The sequence below is a fragment of the Phycicoccus avicenniae genome, assembly GCF_050496545.1.
Taxonomy (GTDB): Bacteria; Actinomycetota; Actinomycetes; order Actinomycetales; family Dermatophilaceae; genus Phycicoccus; species Phycicoccus avicenniae_A.
Map to the genome: position 1 here is coordinate 38762 of NZ_JBNVZV010000027.1, position 17444 is coordinate 56205.

A 17444-nucleotide genomic window follows, 5' to 3' on the forward strand; every position below is an offset into this window, starting at 1 on the left:
AGACGCTAGTGACGCCACTACAGTGGCCGGATGGTCAGAGTTGCCAACGATGGCCCCCACGACGCACACACCTTGCCATCGGCGGGTGAGGTCGGCGGGCATCCCGCGGGTGAGGAGCTGCTCGCCCTCGTCGAGCAGCAGCGCGCGCTCCTCCAGCGCGAGGACGAGGTGCACCGCGTCCTCGTCCGCGTCGTCCTCGACGGCGGCGGGCTGGGCGAGGTCGCCGAGGCCGTCGCCGGCTTCTACGGCGGAGCCGCGGCCGTCACCACGAGCGACGGACGGGTGCTGGCCGGGGCCGGGTCCCTCGACGGCGTCGACGACCTCACCTCCCTCCCCTGCTTCGACCGCACGGGGCGGCTCGTGGTGGAGGACGAGCCCGTCGGCTGGCGGGACCCCGCCGGGTCGGCCGACCCCACGCGCGCCCTGGTCCGGGTGGTCGCCGGCTCCTCCGACCTCGGCGTCCTGGCGGCCTTCTCCCCCGGTCCTGCGTTGTCCCCCACCGATGTCCACGTCCTCGAGCGCGCCGCGACCGTCGCGGCGCTGGCCATCACTAAGGAGCAGGCGGTCGCCGCGGTCGAGGGGCGGTACCGCGCCGAGTTCCTCCGCGACCTGCTCGCCGGGCGGGCCGGCGAACCGGCCGATGCCGTGTCGCACGCCGCCTCCCTCGGGTGGGACCTCGACCGGCCGATGGCCGTCGTCGTCGCCGAGACCGACGAGAACGACGCCGAGAGCACGCGGTCGGCCGACGAGGTGCGCGCCCTGCAGGACCGCTTCGCCCGCGCGTGGGTGCAGGCCGTGCGCGCCCGCGACGCGTCGATGGCGGTCGCCGGGTTCAGCCAGGAGGTCGTCCTGCTGCAGCCGGTCGAGGCGGATGCCGACGCCGACGCGGTGCTCCGGCGGGTCGGCGAGCTCGTGCGGGTGGTGCGTGGCGACGGCGGGGGCGGGCGGCGAACCTTCACCCTCGGGGTCTCGCGCACCGTCTCCTCGGCCGCCGACCTGCCCCGCGCGTACGAGGAGGCGCAGACCGCGGTGCAGGTGGGCCGGCAGGTGGAGGGTGGTTCCGGGGTCGCGCACTTCGACCAGCTGGGCATCGACCGGCTGCTCGCGCTGGTGCCCGACTCCGCGGACCTGCGGCGGTTCGTCAACGAGAGCCTCGGCGAGCTCGCCACCGACGACGCCCCCGAGAACGCCGACCTGCGCCACACACTGTCGGTGCTCATCGACACCAACCTCAACGTCGCCGAGACCGCGCGCCGCCTGTTCTTCCACTACAACACGCTGCGCTACCGGATCGCCAAGCTCGAGCGGATGCTCGGGCCGTTCACGACCGATCCGCAGCTGCGGCTGACGCTGGCGCTGGCGTTGCGGGTGCACCGGATGAAGGGCCTGTAAGGAGTCGTTCGACGGCACTGTTTGACGCTCGATTCTGCTGTCCGACAATATGTTTCGTCGCCCTCAACCCTTCCCTATCGAACGCCTGTCCGGTAGGATCGGGGGTACGAGGGGAGGGGGAGCCGATGACCACCACGACGAGTCCGCAGGACGTCCTGGCCGCTGCCGACCAGGCCCTCGGTGTGCTGTCGGGCCTTCCCTCCCGGGCGGTGGCCGGCGCCACGCGCGAGGAGTGGTGCGCTGCCGTGGCGGCCCTGCAACAGGTCGTGGACGTGGCGACCGCGGTGCAGGACGAGACGATCGTCGCCCTGGCAGCGCTGGAGCCCGAGTGGGCCGAGGACGGCACGCTGGTCGAGGTCCGTGAGCCCTTCGGGCACGTCGCGCTCGATGCCCCGTCGATCGTGTCGGGGGTGCTGAAGGTATCCGCGGTGCACGCCGAGCGGCGGGTGCGGGATGCGGTCCGACGTGCCGCCGACGGACCCGAGGGGTCGTCGTCGTGCACCGGGCTGGGCGGACTGCACGCCGCGATGCGCGAGGGCCGGTTGGACGGCTACCGGGCGCAGGTGGTGGCGTACGAGCTGGAGGAGGTCCCCGCCGCGGTTGCCGAGACGGTGGTCGCCTCGCTGCAGGAGTGGTTCGCGCGGGAGGACGGCAGCCACCTGCGCCGGCGGACCCGGCGCCTGCTGGCGAGGCTCGCCGGACCTGCTGCGCCAGCGGGCGGTCCGGGCCCGGGAGGCCTCCGGGTTGCGGCGGTGGGTCGACGAGCCGGGGGTGGACACCTGGCTCGGGACGTTCCCTTCCGAGGAGGCGTGCACCGCGTGGGCCGCGATCGACGCCCTGGCCCAGCAGTACGTCGCCGACGGGGTCTGCCCGCGGATCGACCGGGCCCGGGCCAAGGCCCTGACCGACCTCGTCACGAGCAACGCCACCATCGACGTCCAGGTCGTCCTGACCACCCCGGCCGACCCCGGCGCCGCCCCCGCATCCGTCGAGGACGGCGGGGTCATCGGCCTGGCGGTCACCGCCGACGACCTGTCCGACGGCGCGGCCGCCGGGTTCGCGATCACTGCCGCGGACCCGTCCGAGAACGCGGCTGCCGAGGTCGCCGGCCGGGCGGCCACCGACCTCGTGCAGGTCGACACGGGCCGCGCCGGGGAGCCCGTGCTCGTCGAGCGCGGCTGGCTCGACCGCGCTGTCGCCGCGACCGCCGTCACCGGACACGACCGCCTCGGCCGGCCGCGGATCCTGGCCTGCGACACCGGCACCGGCGCACCCGTCGACCCCGACGAGGACCTCACCACCAGCGCCTACCGACCCAGCCCGCGCCTCGCCGCGTTCGTCCGGGCCCGGGACCGGCACTGCCGCTTCCCCGGCTGCACCGTCGCCGCCCGCTACTGCGACCTCGACCACGTCCGACCCCACCCCGCCGGGCCGACCAGCGCCGCCAACCTCGCCTGCCTCTGCCGGCGCCACCACCGCATCAAGCAACGCCCCGGCTGGCGCGCCGCCCTCCACCCCGACGCCACGATGACCTGGACCGACCCCACCGGACGCGTCCGCACCAGCCACCCACCCGACCAGCTCCACCCGATCCAGCTGCGCGACAGCGGCACCGACCCACCCCCAGCACCGCCCGGCAACCCCTCCCTCGTCCTGCCCGACGGACCCCACTCCGCCCTCGAGCACCACCTCGAACACACCGACCCCGCCACCGCCTGGAGCTGCCGCGTCCACATCACCCGACCCCGTGTCCCCATGACCCTCGACACCCTCCCCACCCACCGCCGCCGACCCCGGCTCCCGCACGCCATCTCGCCTGACGACCCGCCCCCCTTCTGACCGGCGTCACCCGAGGTCGGGGTGGAAGCATCGCGACCATGGACGCACCCGAGGACGTGTACACGCACGGGCACGCGGAACCGGTCCTGCGATCCCACCGGTGGCGGACCGCCGAGAACTCGGCCGCGTACCTGCTGCCGCACCTCACGCAGGAAGCCCGTGTCCTCGACGTCGGCTGCGGGCCGGGCACCATCACCCTCGACCTCGCGCGACGCGTCCCCGCCGGGCACGTCGTCGGCACGGACCGGTCCGAGGCGGTCATCGCGGAGGCCCGCGCGGCGGCGGGACGGGTCGGGCTGACGAACGTCGAGCTCACCGTCGGTGACGTCCACGCCCTCGACCACGCGGCCGACTCGTTCGACGTCGTCCACGCCCACCAGGTGCTCCAGCACCTCACCGACCCCGTCGCCGCGCTCCGCGAGATGGGCCGGGTCTGCCGGCCCGGGGGGCTCGTCGCCGTGCGCGACGCCGACTACTCGGCCTTCACCTGGGCTCCGGCCGTACCCGAGCTCGACGAGTGGCTCGGCCTCTACCGGGCGGTGGCCCGCGGCAACGGCGCGGAGCCGGACGCCGGCCGCCACCTGAAGGGCTGGGCCCTGGAGGCCGGGCTCGACGTGGTGGCGTCGACGGCAGGCGTGTGGTGCTTCTCGACCGCGGAGGACGTGGCCTGGTGGGGCGGCACGTGGGCCGAGCGGGTCGTCGGCTCCGGGCTCGCCGAGCAGGCCCTCGAACGAGGAGTGGCGAGCGCCGGCGACCTCGACCGCCTGGCCGCGGGATGGCAGCGCTGGGCCGCCGCACCGGACGCGTGGTTCGCCGTCCTGCACGGCGAGATCCTCTGCACCCCGAGGTCCGGCACCTGAGAGCGCGGCGGCCGCCAGCGGGATCAGGCGGCCTGCAGCGCCGCCGCGAAGGCCTCGGGGTCGGCGAGGGTGAACGTGGCCCCGGGGTGGCGGATCCGCCCCGTGGGGTCGATCGCCGGGACGGGCTCGTGGAACGAAACGCACGTCCCGCGGTCGCCGTTCGTCGCGAAGGTCACCCCGCGGTCGCTGAAGGACAGGTGCGGCGGCCCGGCGGTCTTGACGAACGCGTAGCCGCCGGACTGCTCGACGTGCGCGACGTTGTGGAGGGATGTCTCCAGCCGCCACCACGAGAAGCGCGCCCGGAGCATCCCGTCCCCGACCTCGACCCACGTCGTCGACGGCAGCACGCCGAACGGCAGGCCGGCGACCCGGTAGGGCGGGGAGAACGCGAAGTCGAAGCGCTGGGTCGTCATCCCCCGACGCTACGGCCGCTCACCCCGCCGCAGGGTCGGGCGTGCGACACGCGTCCGCCCCGGGCACGGAGCGGGTGCCGAGCCGGCCCTCCCGGCCCTACCCTCGGGCCATGAGCACCGCGCCGACCGGCGGCCCGACCCACGACGCCCCGCGCCGCTCCCCGGGGCGACCCGCCGCCGCCGTCCTCGGAGTCGTCGCGATCCTGCTCGGCGGGTGGCTGGCGGTCCGCCCGTTCACCTCCCTCGCCGTGCTCCTCTTCCTGCTGCTGCTCGGCCTGGCGGTCGCGGCAGCATCCGAGCTGAGCGACCTCCCCGACGGGCCGAACCTGCGCCATCTCGCCTACGCCCGTGCCGCGGTCTACGCCGCGGCGGCCCTGGCCCTGCTGGTCTGGACCGGCGCCGGGGTGCGTGCGGCCCTGGTCGTCATCGGGGTCTCGCTCGTCCTCACCGGTCTGCTCGAGCTGTTCCAGGCGCGCACCCAGGCCGGGGTCGAGCGATGGAACACCGGCCTCGGCGGCCTGGCCTCGGTCGTGTTCGGCGTGCTGGTCCTGTCCTGGCCGGACGTCAGCGTCATCGTTCTCGGGGTGCTGTTCGGCCTCCGGCTGGTCCTGCTCGGCGGCCGGTTGCTGTGGCGGGCCATCCGCCCCTCCGCCGCGCAGCGGCGCCCGTGGCTGCGGCTGGTCGGCAATGCCGCCGCCGCCCTGCTCGCGCTCGTCCTGGCCCTGGTCGGGCTCACCCTGGACCGGTCGGCCCCCACCCCGGACGCGTTCTACCGGGCACCGTCGTCGGTGCCGTCCGAGCCGGGACAGCTGGTGCGCAGCGAGGCGTACACGCGCGAGATCCCGGACGACGCGCAGGCGTGGCGCATCCTCTACACGACGACCCGCGACGACGGGCAGCCCGCGGTGGCCAGCGGCCTGGTCGTCGTGCCGAAGGAGCGGGCCGCCGGGCTGCCCGTCATCGCCTGGGCCCACGGCACCACGGGCGCGGCCCCCGGTTGTGCGCCGACCGTCATCGACCCGTTCGAGGCCGGGGCGTTCTTCTCCCTCGACACGGTCCTCTCCAACGGCTGGGCGTACGTCGGGACCGACTACGTCGGCCTCGGCACCGCCGGTCCGCACCCGTACCTCATCGGGCAGGGCGAGGGCCGCTCGGTCCTGGACGCGGCCCGGGCCGCGCGGGGGCTGACCGAGGCCGGGCTCGGCGAGAAGACCGTCGTGTGGGGCCACAGCCAGGGCGGGCACGCCGCGCTGTGGAGCGGCATCCTGGCCCCCACCTACGCGCCCGACCTCGAGCTCGACGGCGTCGCCGCGCTCGCCCCCGCCAGCAACCTGCCCGGCCTCGTCCAGAACCTGCCGAACGTCACCGGCGGCGAGCTGTTCGCCTCCTACGTCATCGACTCCTACAGCAAGGTCTACCCCGACGTCACCTACCGGCAGCTCGTGCGCCCCGGCGCCGAGCCGATCGTCCGGGAGATGGCCGGCCGCTGCCTCGCCGAGAAGAGCACCCTCGTCTCGGTGGCCACCGCCCTGTCCCTCGACAAGCCGATCTGGAACGGCGACCCCGACCGCGGCGCCTTCGCCGCCCGGCTGCGCGAGAACATCCCCGACGGCCCGATCGAGGCCCCGCTCCTCATCGGGCAGGGCGGCGCGGACTCCCTCGTCATCCCCGCTGCGCAGAAGGCGTACGTGACCGCACGATGCGACGCCGGCCAGGCCCTCGACTACCGCGTCTACGACGGACGCGACCACGTGCCGCTCGTCGAGCCGGACTCGCCCGCCATCCCCGAGCTCGTCCAGTGGACGAAGGACCGGCTGGCCGGCGCCCCGGCCACCGACAGCTGCTCCAGCCTCTGACCGACCGCGGTCAGGGCCCGACCAAGGACTCGTCGAGTCGCGCCACCGAGTCCCAGTGCCGCGCACCGACGATGCGCACCTCGCCCGGCTCGCTCCCGAGCACCGCGAGCGCCTCCTCCACCCGCTCGGCAGTCAGGCGGCGGGCCAGCGTGACGTGCGGCAGCCAGCGCCCGGGGCGGACCAGGTCGGATGACAGCGGGGCCAGCGCCTCCGCCACGCGCGCGTGCAGGGACAGCAGGTCGGCCGTCGCGACGACCAGCCGGGCCAGCACGTACGGGCCCCTCCCGAACAGCACCGGCGGGCCGAGGGAGACGTCCAGCGGCAGGGCGTCGAGCGATGCCAGTGCTGCCTCCAGCGCACCGCCGGCCGGCCATCCCTCGGACGTCGTCAGCGTCACGTGCGGCCGGTTCGACGCGCTGCGGTGCCGTGCCTGGCTCGGCAGGTCGGCGGCGACCAGCCCGGCCCACTCGTCACGGACGGCGCGGTCGGAGGCGTCGTCGAGGACGAGGTCGAGGTGGTGCACCACCCCATCGTGCCCCGCCCGCCCCGGCCGCCGGCCGCACCGCGATGTCCGACCCGGCCCGTAGCGTCCCGGGGATGGAGCTCACCGGTGCGGTCGCCGTCGTCACTGCGGGCGGGGGCGGGCTGGGCGCCCACCTCGTGCACGCCCTCGCCCGGGAGGGGTGCCACGTCGTCGTCGCCGACCGTGACGCCGACGCCGCGGCCCGGGTGGCCGAGGAGGTCCGCGACGGCGGCGGCCGGGCCACCGACGTCCGGTGCGACGTGCTCGTCGACGACGACCTGCGCGCCCTCGTCGACCTCACCCGCGGGCTCGGCGGGGTCGACCTCCTCGTCGCCAACGCCGGTGGCTGGGGCGGCGCATCCGAGCAGTACCCCGGCGCCGAGGTCGGGGACTGGTCGGCCGTGCTCGACCTCAACCTGCGGGCCCCGATGCTCCTGCTCCAGCTCTGCCTCCCGTCGATGCGCGCCCGGGGCACCGGCGCGGTCGTCACCGTCGCCTCCAGCGCCGGCGTGGAGGCGGGCGCGTACGGGAGCCCGCCCTACGCCGCCGCCAAGGCCGGCCTGGTCCGCATCACCACCTCGCTGGCCGACCTCGGGGCCGAGGGCGTCCGGGTGACCACGGTCGTCCCCGGCTGGATCGGGCTCGACCGCGCCCACCGCGAGTGGGACGCCCTCCCGGAGGACGAGCGGGCCGGCCTGCCCGCCCTCGTCCCGCCCTCGCTCGTGGCCGCCGAGGTCGTGGCGCTGGCCCGCGACGGTGCCGGCGGGCGGGTCGTCACCCTCCTCGACGGCGAGCGCCGCGAGGTCCTCCACCCCTGAGCCGCCCCTTCCTACGCGACCGACCTGCGCCCGCGCGGGCCGACTTGCCAACCGCCGAGGCCTCCGGCTGTCAACCATTGCCGGGGGTGTCGCGAGACACGGTCACTAGGTTCCCGGTATCACGGTCCCTGTGAGCCGCGTCACCACCGCGGCACCGGCAGAGAGGTCCACCCCATGTCGCTCGGTCTCGGTTGGAAGGTCAAGGGCGACGGGAAGTCGCTCGCCCCCGGAGAGGTCGTCGCCCCCGACGAGCGCCTCTCGTGGGGCCGCACGGTGGGCCTCGGTGCCCAGCACGTCGTCGCGATGTTCGGCGCCACGTTCGTCTTCCCGCTGGTCATGGGTCTGAACCCCCAGCTGGCGATCATGATGAGCGGCATCGCGACCGTCGCGTTCCTGCTCATCGTCCAGGGCAAGGTGCCCAGCTACCTCGGCACCTCGGCCTCCTTCGTCGGCGGTGTCGCCGCGATCCGCGCCCAGGGCGGGGACTCCGCCGAGGTCACCGGCGCGATCCTCGTCGCCGGACTCGTCCTCGCGCTCGTCGGCGTGGCCATCCACGTCCTCGGCTCGGGCGTCCTGCACAAGGTGCTTCCGCCGGTCGTCACCGGTGCCGTCGTCATGCTCATCGGCTTCAACCTCGCGCCCGTGGTCGCCGGCATCTACTGGCCGCAGGACCAGTGGGTCGCCATCCTGACGATGCTCTTCACGATCGTCTGCGCCGTCGCCTTCCGCGGCTTCGTCAGCCGCATCGCGATCTTCCTGGCCCTGATCTTCGGGACGCTCCTCTCGTGGCTGCTCGACAGCACGGTCGGCCAGATCACCTCCAAGCTCGGTGGAGCCACCGAGGCCACCACGCACCTGCGCTGGGACACCTCGGGGGTCGGCGACGCCGCGTGGCTCGGCTTCCCGAGCCAGACGATGGTCGCCGCCGACGGCAAGGAGGTCGTCGGGTGGCACCTGCCGAGCTTCTCGGCCACCGCGATCCTCCTCGTCCTGCCGGCGGTCATCGCCCTGATCGCCGAGAACACGGGCCACGTCAAGGCCGTCGCCGAGATGACCGGCCACGACCTCGACCCCGTGATGGGCCGGGCCATCGCCGCCGACGGCGTCGGCACGATGATCGCCACCTCGGTCGGCGGCTCGCCCACCACCACCTACGCCGAGAACATCGGCGTGATGGCCGCCACCCGCGTCTACTCCACGGCCGCGTACTACGTGGCCGCGGTGGTCGCCGTCGTCTTCGGTCTCTCGCCGAAGTTCGGCGCCCTCGTGGCCTCGGTACCGGGCGGCGTGCTCGGCGGCATCACCGTCGTCCTCTACGGGATGATCGGCCTGCTCGGCGCGAAGATCTGGAAGGAGAACGGGGTCGACTTCGGCAACCCCGTCAACCTCGTCCCGGTCGCCGCGGGCATCATCATCGGCATCGGCAACGTCGAGCTGAAGGTCACCGACGACTTCTCGCTCGGTGGGATCGCCCTCGGCACGATCGTCACGGTCGCAGGCTGGCACCTCGCCCGGATGATCGCCCCCTCCGAGGTGAGGGCCGACGCCGAGGGCACCGCCATCGCCGTGGGCGACCACGTCTACGGCGACAGCGACGGTGTCGACGACCTCTACCAGGAGGGCTACCCCGGCTCGAAGGGTCCGCGCGACCCGGAGCGCGACCGCCGCCCCTGACCCGCCCGCGTGTGCGCCCCGCCCGGCGACGACGCCGGGTGGGGCGCACCCGTTTCCCGACCCACCCGCACGCACCCTTCCGCGACCCCCGTCCGAGAGGCAGGATCGACCAGGTGAAGCCCGCCCCCTTCGTCCACCACGCGCCGCGCTCCGTCGAGGAGGCCGTCGCCGTCCTCGGCGAGGTCGGGCACGACGGCAAGGTGCTCGCCGGCGGGCAGAGCCTGATCCCCCTGCTCTCGATGCGCCTCGCCTCCCCCGGCCACCTCGTCGACGTCAACGGGGTCCCCGGGCTCGACACCGTCGAGGTGAGCGACGGCCACGTCCGGGTCGGCGCGCTCGTGCGGCACGCCGGGCTCGAGCGCCACGACGGCGCGCACGCCGCCCTCCCCCTGCTCCGCCGGGCCGTGCGCAACGTCGCCCACCCCGCCGTCCGCTCGCGCGGCACCTCGGTCGGCTCGATCGCACACGCCGACCCCTCCGGCGAGATGCCCGCCGTCGCCGTGCTCACGGGCGCGGTCGTCGAGGTCGTGGGACCGCGGGGCCCGCGCGAGGTCCCCGCGGGCGACTTCTTCGTCGGCCCGCTGGAGACCACGCTGGGCGCAGACGAGCTCGTCGTCGCCGTGCGCTTCGGATGCTTCACCCCCGGCACCCGCACCGCCTTCCTCGAGTCGGCCCGCCGCTCCGGCGACTACGCGCTGGCCGGCGTGGCCGTCGCGCTCGGCACCGACGGCGACGTCGTCACCACGGCCACCGCGTCGTTCGTCTCGGTCACCCCGGTCCCCGACGTCCTCGACCTCGCACCGGCTCTCGCTGGGCACCCGCTCGCCGACCTCCCCCTCGACGCCGCCGCCGAGCTCGCCCGCGCCCACGTCGACCCCGAGACCGACATCCACGCGAGCGCCGAGTACCGCCGGATGCTCGCCACCGAGCTCACGCGCCGCGCCCTGCGCGAGGCCGCCTCGGACCGCCCGGACCACGTGGAGGGAGCGGCATGACCGAGCCGGTCACCGAGCAGCAGCTCTCGATCACCTTGCGCGTCAACGGGGTCCACCGCACGGCCACCGCCCCGGCCCGCCGCCTGCTCTCCGACTTCCTCCGCCACGACCTCGGCCTCACCGGCACGCACGTCGGCTGCGAGCACGGGGTGTGCGGCGCCTGCACCATCCTCGTCGACGGCGAACCGGCCCGGGCCTGCCTGATGTTCGCCGTCACCGCGCAGGCCCACGACATCACCACCGTCGAGGGCATCGGCCACGACCCCGCTGCGCTCAGCCCGGTGCAGCAGGCCTTCGCCGAGTGCCACGCGCTCCAGTGCGGCTTCTGCACACCGGGGTTCATCACCACCATCACCGCGTACCTCGACGAGAACCCGTCGCCCTCGGCCGAGGAGGCGCGCGAGGCCATCTCGGGCAACCTGTGCCGCTGCACCGGCTACCAGAACATCGTCAGCGCCGTCCTGCGCGCCGCCGACATCCGCCGCGAGCGCGGCGAGGGTCCTCGATGACCACCCGTCAGGTCGGCGAGCGCGTCCAGCGCCGCGAGGACCCGCGCCTCCTCACCGGCAACGGCCGCTACGTCGACGACCTCGGCGCCGGCGCCCTCCACGCCGCCTTCGTCCGCAGCCCGCACGCGCACGCCCGCGTGCTCGACGTCGACATCGCCGACGCCTGGGAGCTCGACGGCGTCGAGGCGGTCTACACCTGGGAGGACCTCGACGGCCGGGTCGCCGAGCCGCTGCCGGTGCTGATCCCCCACCCGGCGATGACCCACGCCCGCACCGGGTACTGCCTGGCCAGGGACGAGGTCAACCACGTCGGCGAGGCCGTCGTGATGGTCGTCGCCCGGGACCGGTACGTCGCCGAGGACGCCTGCGCCCGCATCACCGTGCGCTACGAGACGCTGCCCGCGGTGGTGGGCATCGAGAACGCCCGTGCCGCAGGCCGGCTCGTGCACGACGACGTCCCCGGCAACGTCTCGGCGAACCTGCGCCAGGAGGTCGGCGACGTCGACTCCGCCATGGCCCTCGCGCCCAACCGGCTCACCCTCGAGCTCGAGATCGAGCGCAGCGCCTGCATGCCGATGGAGGGCAAGGGCGTCCTCGCCCGCTGGGACGCCGACGACGAGTCGCTGCGCCTCTACTCCTCGACGCAGACGAGCACCGGGGTGCGCGCGGCCGTCGCCGCCAAGCTCGGGATGCCGCTGGCCAAGGTCGAGGTCGTCACCCCGGACGTCGGCGGCGGCTTCGGCGTGAAGATCGTCCACCCCTGGCCCGAGGAGGTGCTCGTCCCGTGGGCGGCCCGCCGGCTGGCCCGCGACGTCAAGTGGACCGAGGACCGCCGCGAGCACTTCGTCTCCAGCGCCCACGAGCGCGGCCAGCTCCAGGAGGTCGAGGTCGGGTTCGACGACGACGGCCGGCTGCTCGCCCTCGACGTCCGCTTCTGGCACGACAACGGCGCCTACACGCCCTACGGCATCATCGTCCCGATCATCAGCGCCACCCAGCTGCTCGGCCCCTACAAGCCGGGCGCCTACCGGGTCGAGTTCTGGTCGATGTACACCAACACCGTTCTCGTGACGCCCTACCGGGGCGCCGGCCGCCCGCAGGGCTGCTACGCCATGGAGCGCACGATGGACGCCATCGCCGCCCACCTCGGTCTCGACCGCACCGAGGTCCGCAGCCGCAACTTCATCCAGCCCGACGAGATGCCGTACGACCACGGCCTGATGTTCCAGGACGGCCGGCCGCTCAAGTACGACTCCGGCGACTTCCCCGCCAGCCTCGCCAAGCTCAAGGCGCTCGTCGGCTGGGACGACTTCGCCGCCTACCGCGAGCAGGCCGCGCGCGAGGGGCGCACGGTCGGGCTCGGCATCGGCTGCTACGTCGAGGGCACGGGCGTCGGCCCCTACGAGGGCGGCCATGTGCAGGTCGAGTCGAGCGGGCGGGTCAACGTCGCCACCGGTCTGACCACCCAGGGCCAGGGCCACCAGACCGTCCTGGCGCAGATCGTCGCCGACACCCTCGGGGTGCCGCTCGACGACGTGCACGTCACCACCGGCGACACCCGCCGGATGCCGTACGCCGTCGGCACCTTCGCCTCCCGCGGCGCGGTGATGTCCGGCAACGCCGTCGCCCTCGCCGCCAAGGTGGTCCGCGACAAGGCCCTGCGCATCGCCGCCGACGCCCTCGAGGTCTCCGCGGACGACCTCGAGATCGCCGACGGAGTCATCTCGGTCAAGGGCGCCCCCGGCACCTCCATCGAGCTGCGTACCGTCGCCGTCCTCTCCAACCCGCTGCGCTACGCCTTCGACGCCTCGGCCGCGGCCGCCACCCAGTTCGCCGGCACCTTCGACCCCGACAAGCCGCCGGTCGCCGACGACGACGAGCCCGGCCTCGAGGGCCGCGACTTCTACTCCCCCACCCAGGCGACCTTCGCCAACGGCATGCACGCCGCCGTCGTCGAGACCGACCCCGTCACCGCCGAGATCCGCATCCTGCGCTACTGCGTCGTCCACGACTGCGGCGTCATGGTCAACCCGATGATCGTCGAGGGCCAGGTCCACGGCGGCGTCGCGCAGGGCGTCGGCGGGGCGCTCTACGAGCGAATGGTCTACGACGAGGGCGGCCAGCTCCTCAACGCCTCGTTCATGGACTTCCTGATGCCCTACGCCTCTGAGGTACCGCACGTCGAGACCGACCACCTCGAGACGCCCTCGCCGCTCAACCCGCTCGGCCTCAAGGGCGCCGGCGAGGCGGGCACCATCCCGGTCACCGCCGTCATCGCCTCGGCCCTCGAGGACGCCGAGGGCTTCCCCATCCGCTCGATGCCCATCAGCCCCGCCGCGCTGTGGGACCTGCGCCGCCAGCACGCTGCCGAAACCGTTCCCGCACAGGAAGGTGCGTCATGAAGATCTCCGGAACCTCCACCCTCGAGGCGCCCGTCGAGCGCGTGTGGGCCGCGATCCTCGACCCCGCCGTCCTCGCCCGCTGCATCCCCGGCTGCGAGGCCCTGACCACCGTCGGGGAGGACCGGTACGCGATGACCGTCACGGCCGGCGTAGCCGCCATCAAGGGCACCTACACCGGCGAGGTGTCGCTGACCGACATGGAGAAGCCATCGGCGCTGCGGTTGCGCGCCAACGGTTCCGGCGCCCCGGGCACGATCGACGCCGACGTCCGGGTGCACCTCACGCCCTCCGGTGGCGGGGGCACGGAGCTCGAGTACGAGGCGGACGCCACCGTCGGCGGCACCATCGGCGGCGTCGGGCAGCGGATGCTCGCCGGCGTCACCCGCAAGATGGCCGGCCAGTTCTTCACCGCCCTCGACGCCGACATCGCCGGTGTCGGGCCCGCCACCCCGGTCCTCGCGCCGCCGGGCGTCCCCACGGAGGCCCTCGCGTCACCCGGCGAGACACCGGTGGGCACCACGTTCGTCGGCCGGGCCGCGTCGGCTGCCCCCGCCGGAGCCGCCCCCACCCGCGACCTCCTCGCCGCGGCCCTGGTCGGCGGTGTGCTCGCCCTCGCGGGTGTCGCGCTCGGCCGGCTGCTGGGGCGGCGGTCCTGATGCGCGCCTTCACCGCCGCCGCGGTCCAGGTCGCCCCGCACCCCGGCCCGCTGACCGCCGAGTCGGTGACGCGGAACATCGACCGCTGCATCGAGTACGTGCGCCGCTGCGTCGAGGCCACCGGCGCCGAGCTCGTGGTCCTCCCCGAGTCCTGCACCACCGGCTTCACCCCCGGCATCCCCACCGAGGACCTCTGGGAGCTGGTCTCCGAGGTCCCCGGGCCGGTCACCCAGCGCCTGTGCGACCTCGCCGCCGAGCTCGGCATCCACCTCGTCGCGGGCACCTACGAGCGCGGCCCGACCCCCGAGACGGTGTTCAACTCCTCGATCCTCGTCGACCCGGCGGGCGAGATCCGGGGCGTCTACCGCAAGACGCATCCGTTCTGCTCCGAGGCGGTCGCCGGCGGCGGCTGGGTGACCCCCGGCGACACCGTCACCGTCGTCGACACCGAGCTCGGCCGGATCGGGATGATCATCTGCTTCGACGGCGACTACCCCGAGCTGGCCCGCATCCAGGCCGTCCGCGGCGCCGAGGTGATCGCCCGGCCGTCGGCGCTGCTGCGCTCGGCCGACGTCTGGGAGCTCACCTCCCGGGCCCGGGCCTACGACAACCACGTCTTCGTGGTCGGTGCCAACGCCACGGGCACCGACGCCGCGGGCGTGCACTACTTCGGCAACAGCCACGTCGTGACGCCGGTGGGCCACATCGTCGCCAAGGCCGCCTCGCACGAGGGCTGGGTCTCGGCCCGGCTCGACCCCGCCGAGGCGCTGGCCTCCCTGACACCGGGCTCGAACATCACCCAGGGCTTCGACCACCTGCGCGACCGCAACCTCGACCTGATCCGGAACCACCGCGAGGACCTCGAGGCCCCGGCCAAGACCTCGTTCCCGCACGCCTGAGCCCGACCCGGGCAGGGGTGGCCCGGCGTGTCGCCGCCCGGGAGGGCGCATACTGAGACGTGACCTCTCAGCGACGCGCCGGTGCGCCCACGTTCTCCGCAGGCAGCCCCTTCACGGCCCGTCCCGAGCCCGAGGTGCCGGTGTTCGCCGTCGGCGACCGCGTCACCCACGACGCCGACGGCCTCGGCCGCGTCGTCCAGGTCGGCCCCACCTCCGTCGTCGTCGAGTTCGGCGGCGAGCGCACCTGGATCGCCAGCCCCTTCCGCCGGCTGCACAAGCTCTAGGCCCGTCCGGCCGGGATCCCGCCGACCCCGGGTGGTCCGCCGGGTCGTTCGCTACCCTCACGACCGGGAGGACCGCGACGCGCGGCGCCACCGGACCCGGGGAGGAACGCAGGCATGCAGGTCACGATGCTCGTCATCGGGGGCGTGGGGATCCTCCTGCTGCTCGTCTCACTCGTGCTCGGTGACGTCGTCGACGGCCTCCTCGACGGCGTCGGCCCCGACCTGCTCTCCGGCCTCGCCGTCGCCGGGTTCCTCGGGGCCTTCGGCTTCGTCGGCGCCCTGGTGCTCGGCGCCGGGGCGTCCGGACCGGTCGCGATCCTCGTCGGCCTGGTCGCCGGGGTGCTCGCCGCCGCGGGGGCCGGGTACGCCAGCCGGCGCCTGATGCGCGGCGGCGACGAGTCCACGGTGCGCTCCGCCGGCCTCGTCGGGCTCTCCGGCACCGTCGTCGAGCCCGTGCCGGCCGACGGGTACGGGATGGTCAGCGTCGTCGCCGCGGGGCACATCACCCGGCTCAACGCCCGCGCCGACGAGCCGCTCGGCAGCGGCACCGCCGTCGTCGTCACCGCCGTCCTCAGCCCGACCTCGGTCCGCGTCTCGCGCCGCGAGGGCTGACCGACTCCCCTGACGCACACCGGCGGACGGAACCGGGGGACCGTCGGCCGCGTCGACACACCACCACACACACCCGGGGCACCTCCGGTGCCCCTGAAAGGTCAGGAACCATGTTCGGGTTCGACGTCTCGGCCGGCCTCGTCGCCGTCCTCGGGCTCGTCATCCTCGTCGTCCTCACGGGCCTCGTCATCGCCTCCCGCTACCGCGTGGCCGGGCCCAACGAGGCCTTCATCGTCACCGGGCGCAAGGGCAAGGAGGTGAAGAACCCCGAGACCGGCGAGATGTCCACCGACCTGTCCGGCCAGAAGGTCGTCATGGGTGGCGGCATCTTCGTCGTCCCGTTCGTCCAGCGGCTGCACATCCTCGACCTGTCGAGCCGCCGCATCATGGTCCAGATCCGTGGCGCCGTCTCGGGGCAGGGCGTCAAGCTCAACCTCGACGGCGTGGCCATCGTCAAGGTCGGCGGCAACGAGGACTCCATCCGGGCCGCGGCCCAGCGCTTCCTCACCCAGCAGGGCGAGATCGAGACCTTCACGCAGGAGACGCTCGCCGGCTCGCTGCGCTCGATCGTCGGCTCGCTGACCGTCGAGCAGATCATCCGCGACCGCGCGGCGTTCGCCCAGCGGGTCGCCGACGAGGCCGAGTCCTCGCTCACCGGCCAGGGCCTGGTCCTCGACACCTTCCAGATCCAGGACATCACCGACGACGGCACCTACCTCTCCGACCTCGGGCGCCCCGAGTCGGCCAAGGTGGGCCAGCTGGCCGCCATCGCCGAGGCCAACGCCCGGCAGGCCGCCGAGCAGGCGCGCATCGTCGCCGAGCAGGAGATCGCGGTCAGCCAGCGCCAGCTCGCGCTGAAGACCGCCGAGATCAAGGCCGAGACCGACGCCGCGCAGGCCCAGGCCGCCGCGGCCGGCCCGCTCGCCCAGGCCGACCGCGACCAGGCGATCCTCACCGAGCAGGAGAAGGTCGCCGTCCGGCAGGCCGCGCTCAAGGAGCGCCAGCTCGACACCGAGGTCCGCAAGCCCGCCGACGCCGCGCGCTACCGGGTCGAGCAGGAGGCCGAGGCCTCCCGCAACGCCGCCATCGCCGAGGCCGAGGCCCGCAAGGCCGCGAGCATCGCCGCCGCCCAGGCCGACGCCGAGAAGGCCCGGCTCACCGGTGAGGCCGAGAAGGCCCGACGCACCGCGCTCGCGGACGCCGAGGCCATCGAGGGCACTCGGCGCGGTGAGGCCGACAAGGCGCTGCGTGTCGCCCAGGCGGACGCCACCCGCGCCGAGGGTGAGGCGCAGGCCTCGGCCATCCTCAACACCGGTGCGGCAGAGGCCGAGGCGATGAACAAGCGCGCCGACGCCTTCGCCCGGTACAACGAGGCGGCCGTGCTCCAGATGCTCGTCGAGGTGCTGCCGCAGGTGGCGCGCGAGCTCGCGGCGCCGATGGCCTCCATCGACCAGCTCACGGTGCTGTCCACCGACGGTGCCGCCGCGCTGCCGAAGCAGGTGACCGACAACCTGACCCAGACGATGGCGATGGTCAAGAGCACCACCGGCATCGACGTGCAGAGCCTGCTCCAGAAGTACACCGGGACCGACAGCGTCGCTCCGTCGGTGTCGCCGTCGTCGGCGGCGGCGTCGTCGGCGGCGGCCGAGGTGGTCCCGGCGCTCGACGCCCCCAAGGCCTGACGAGCCATCCCGCGTCGAGAAGACCCGTCC

16 protein-coding genes are annotated in these 17444 nt (G+C 74.3%); 14 read left to right on the forward strand and 2 right to left on the reverse strand.

Translation table 11 applies throughout. From position 1 onward, the window contains the following. Window positions 1-72: 72 nt before the first annotated feature. The 3 genes from ACQZ2A_RS18170 (at window position 73) to ACQZ2A_RS18180 (ending at window position 4091) form a co-directional block, all read left to right on the forward strand. Window positions 73-1392: a PucR family transcriptional regulator gene (locus ACQZ2A_RS18170; RefSeq protein ID WP_430213900.1), complete on the forward strand. Its 1320-nt coding sequence runs from the start codon at window positions 73-75 to the stop codon at window positions 1390-1392. A 771-nt stretch (window positions 1393-2163) separates the two neighbouring features. Then, the gene (locus ACQZ2A_RS18175) at window positions 2164-3231 is read left to right on the forward strand and encodes an HNH endonuclease signature motif containing protein (RefSeq protein WP_430213902.1); all 1068 of its coding nucleotides are present in this window, start codon (window positions 2164-2166) and stop codon (window positions 3229-3231) included. 38 nt (window positions 3232-3269) lie between these two features. Then, entirely contained in the window at window positions 3270-4091 is an 822-nt protein-coding gene (locus ACQZ2A_RS18180) for a methyltransferase domain-containing protein (protein ID WP_430213903.1), read from the forward strand. A gap of 23 nt (window positions 4092-4114) precedes the next feature. Here the strand turns inward: ACQZ2A_RS18180 and ACQZ2A_RS18185 are convergent, their stop codons facing one another. Next, window positions 4115-4504, reverse strand: a complete 390-nt coding sequence (locus ACQZ2A_RS18185) for a hypothetical protein (RefSeq protein ID WP_430213905.1) — start codon at window positions 4502-4504, stop codon at window positions 4115-4117. 110 nt (window positions 4505-4614) lie between these two features. On the opposite strand from ACQZ2A_RS18185, the gene ACQZ2A_RS18190 reads away from it, so the two are divergent. Continuing rightward, on the forward strand, window positions 4615-6360 hold the full coding sequence (locus tag ACQZ2A_RS18190; protein WP_430213907.1) for a lipase family protein: 1746 nt from the start codon (window positions 4615-4617) through the stop codon (window positions 6358-6360). 10 nt (window positions 6361-6370) lie between these two features. On the opposite strand, the gene ACQZ2A_RS18195 is transcribed toward ACQZ2A_RS18190, so the two are convergent. After that, window positions 6371-6883 (reverse strand): 2'-5' RNA ligase family protein, encoded by a 513-nt coding sequence (locus ACQZ2A_RS18195; RefSeq protein WP_430213909.1) that lies wholly within the window; start codon window positions 6881-6883, stop codon window positions 6371-6373. A gap of 74 nt (window positions 6884-6957) precedes the next feature. On the opposite strand from ACQZ2A_RS18195, the gene ACQZ2A_RS18200 reads away from it, so the two are divergent. The 10 genes from ACQZ2A_RS18200 (at window position 6958) to ACQZ2A_RS18245 (ending at window position 17414) form a co-directional block, all read left to right on the forward strand. Continuing rightward, complete coding sequence (locus ACQZ2A_RS18200; protein WP_430213911.1) at window positions 6958-7701, forward strand: SDR family NAD(P)-dependent oxidoreductase; 744 nt, start codon at window positions 6958-6960, stop codon at window positions 7699-7701. 174 nt (window positions 7702-7875) lie between these two features. Continuing rightward, window positions 7876-9375 carry a uracil-xanthine permease family protein gene (locus ACQZ2A_RS18205; protein WP_430213912.1) on the forward strand — a complete coding sequence of 500 codons (1500 nt, stop codon included), beginning with the start codon at window positions 7876-7878 and terminating at the stop codon, window positions 9373-9375. Between the two features lie 113 nt (window positions 9376-9488). Beyond that, complete coding sequence (locus ACQZ2A_RS18210; RefSeq protein WP_430213914.1) at window positions 9489-10370, forward strand: FAD binding domain-containing protein; 882 nt, start codon at window positions 9489-9491, stop codon at window positions 10368-10370. Then, a complete protein-coding gene (locus ACQZ2A_RS18215) occupies window positions 10367-10879 on the forward strand; it encodes a (2Fe-2S)-binding protein (protein WP_430213916.1) in 513 nt (170 codons plus the stop codon). The genes ACQZ2A_RS18210 and ACQZ2A_RS18215 overlap by 4 nt, the downstream gene beginning before the upstream one ends. Continuing rightward, a complete protein-coding gene (cutA, locus tag ACQZ2A_RS18220) occupies window positions 10876-13281 on the forward strand; it encodes an aerobic carbon-monoxide dehydrogenase large subunit (RefSeq protein ID WP_430213918.1) in 2406 nt (801 codons plus the stop codon). The genes ACQZ2A_RS18215 and cutA overlap by 4 nt, the downstream gene beginning before the upstream one ends. Then, entirely contained in the window at window positions 13278-13937 is a 660-nt protein-coding gene (locus ACQZ2A_RS18225; RefSeq protein WP_430213920.1) for an SRPBCC family protein, read from the forward strand. The genes cutA and ACQZ2A_RS18225 overlap by 4 nt, the downstream gene beginning before the upstream one ends. Then, window positions 13937-14836, forward strand: a complete 900-nt coding sequence (locus ACQZ2A_RS18230; protein WP_430213922.1) for a carbon-nitrogen hydrolase family protein — start codon at window positions 13937-13939, stop codon at window positions 14834-14836. The genes ACQZ2A_RS18225 and ACQZ2A_RS18230 overlap by 1 nt, the downstream gene beginning before the upstream one ends. 59 nt (window positions 14837-14895) lie before the next feature. Then, complete coding sequence (locus ACQZ2A_RS18235) at window positions 14896-15120, forward strand: hypothetical protein (RefSeq protein WP_430213924.1); 225 nt, start codon at window positions 14896-14898, stop codon at window positions 15118-15120. Between the two features lie 114 nt (window positions 15121-15234). Beyond that, complete coding sequence (locus ACQZ2A_RS18240; RefSeq protein WP_430213926.1) at window positions 15235-15732, forward strand: hypothetical protein; 498 nt, start codon at window positions 15235-15237, stop codon at window positions 15730-15732. Window positions 15733-15842: 110 nt separating this feature from the next. Further along, window positions 15843-17414 (forward strand): flotillin family protein, encoded by a 1572-nt coding sequence (locus ACQZ2A_RS18245; protein WP_430213928.1) that lies wholly within the window; start codon window positions 15843-15845, stop codon window positions 17412-17414. The last annotated feature ends 30 nt before the right edge of the window (window positions 17415-17444 follow it).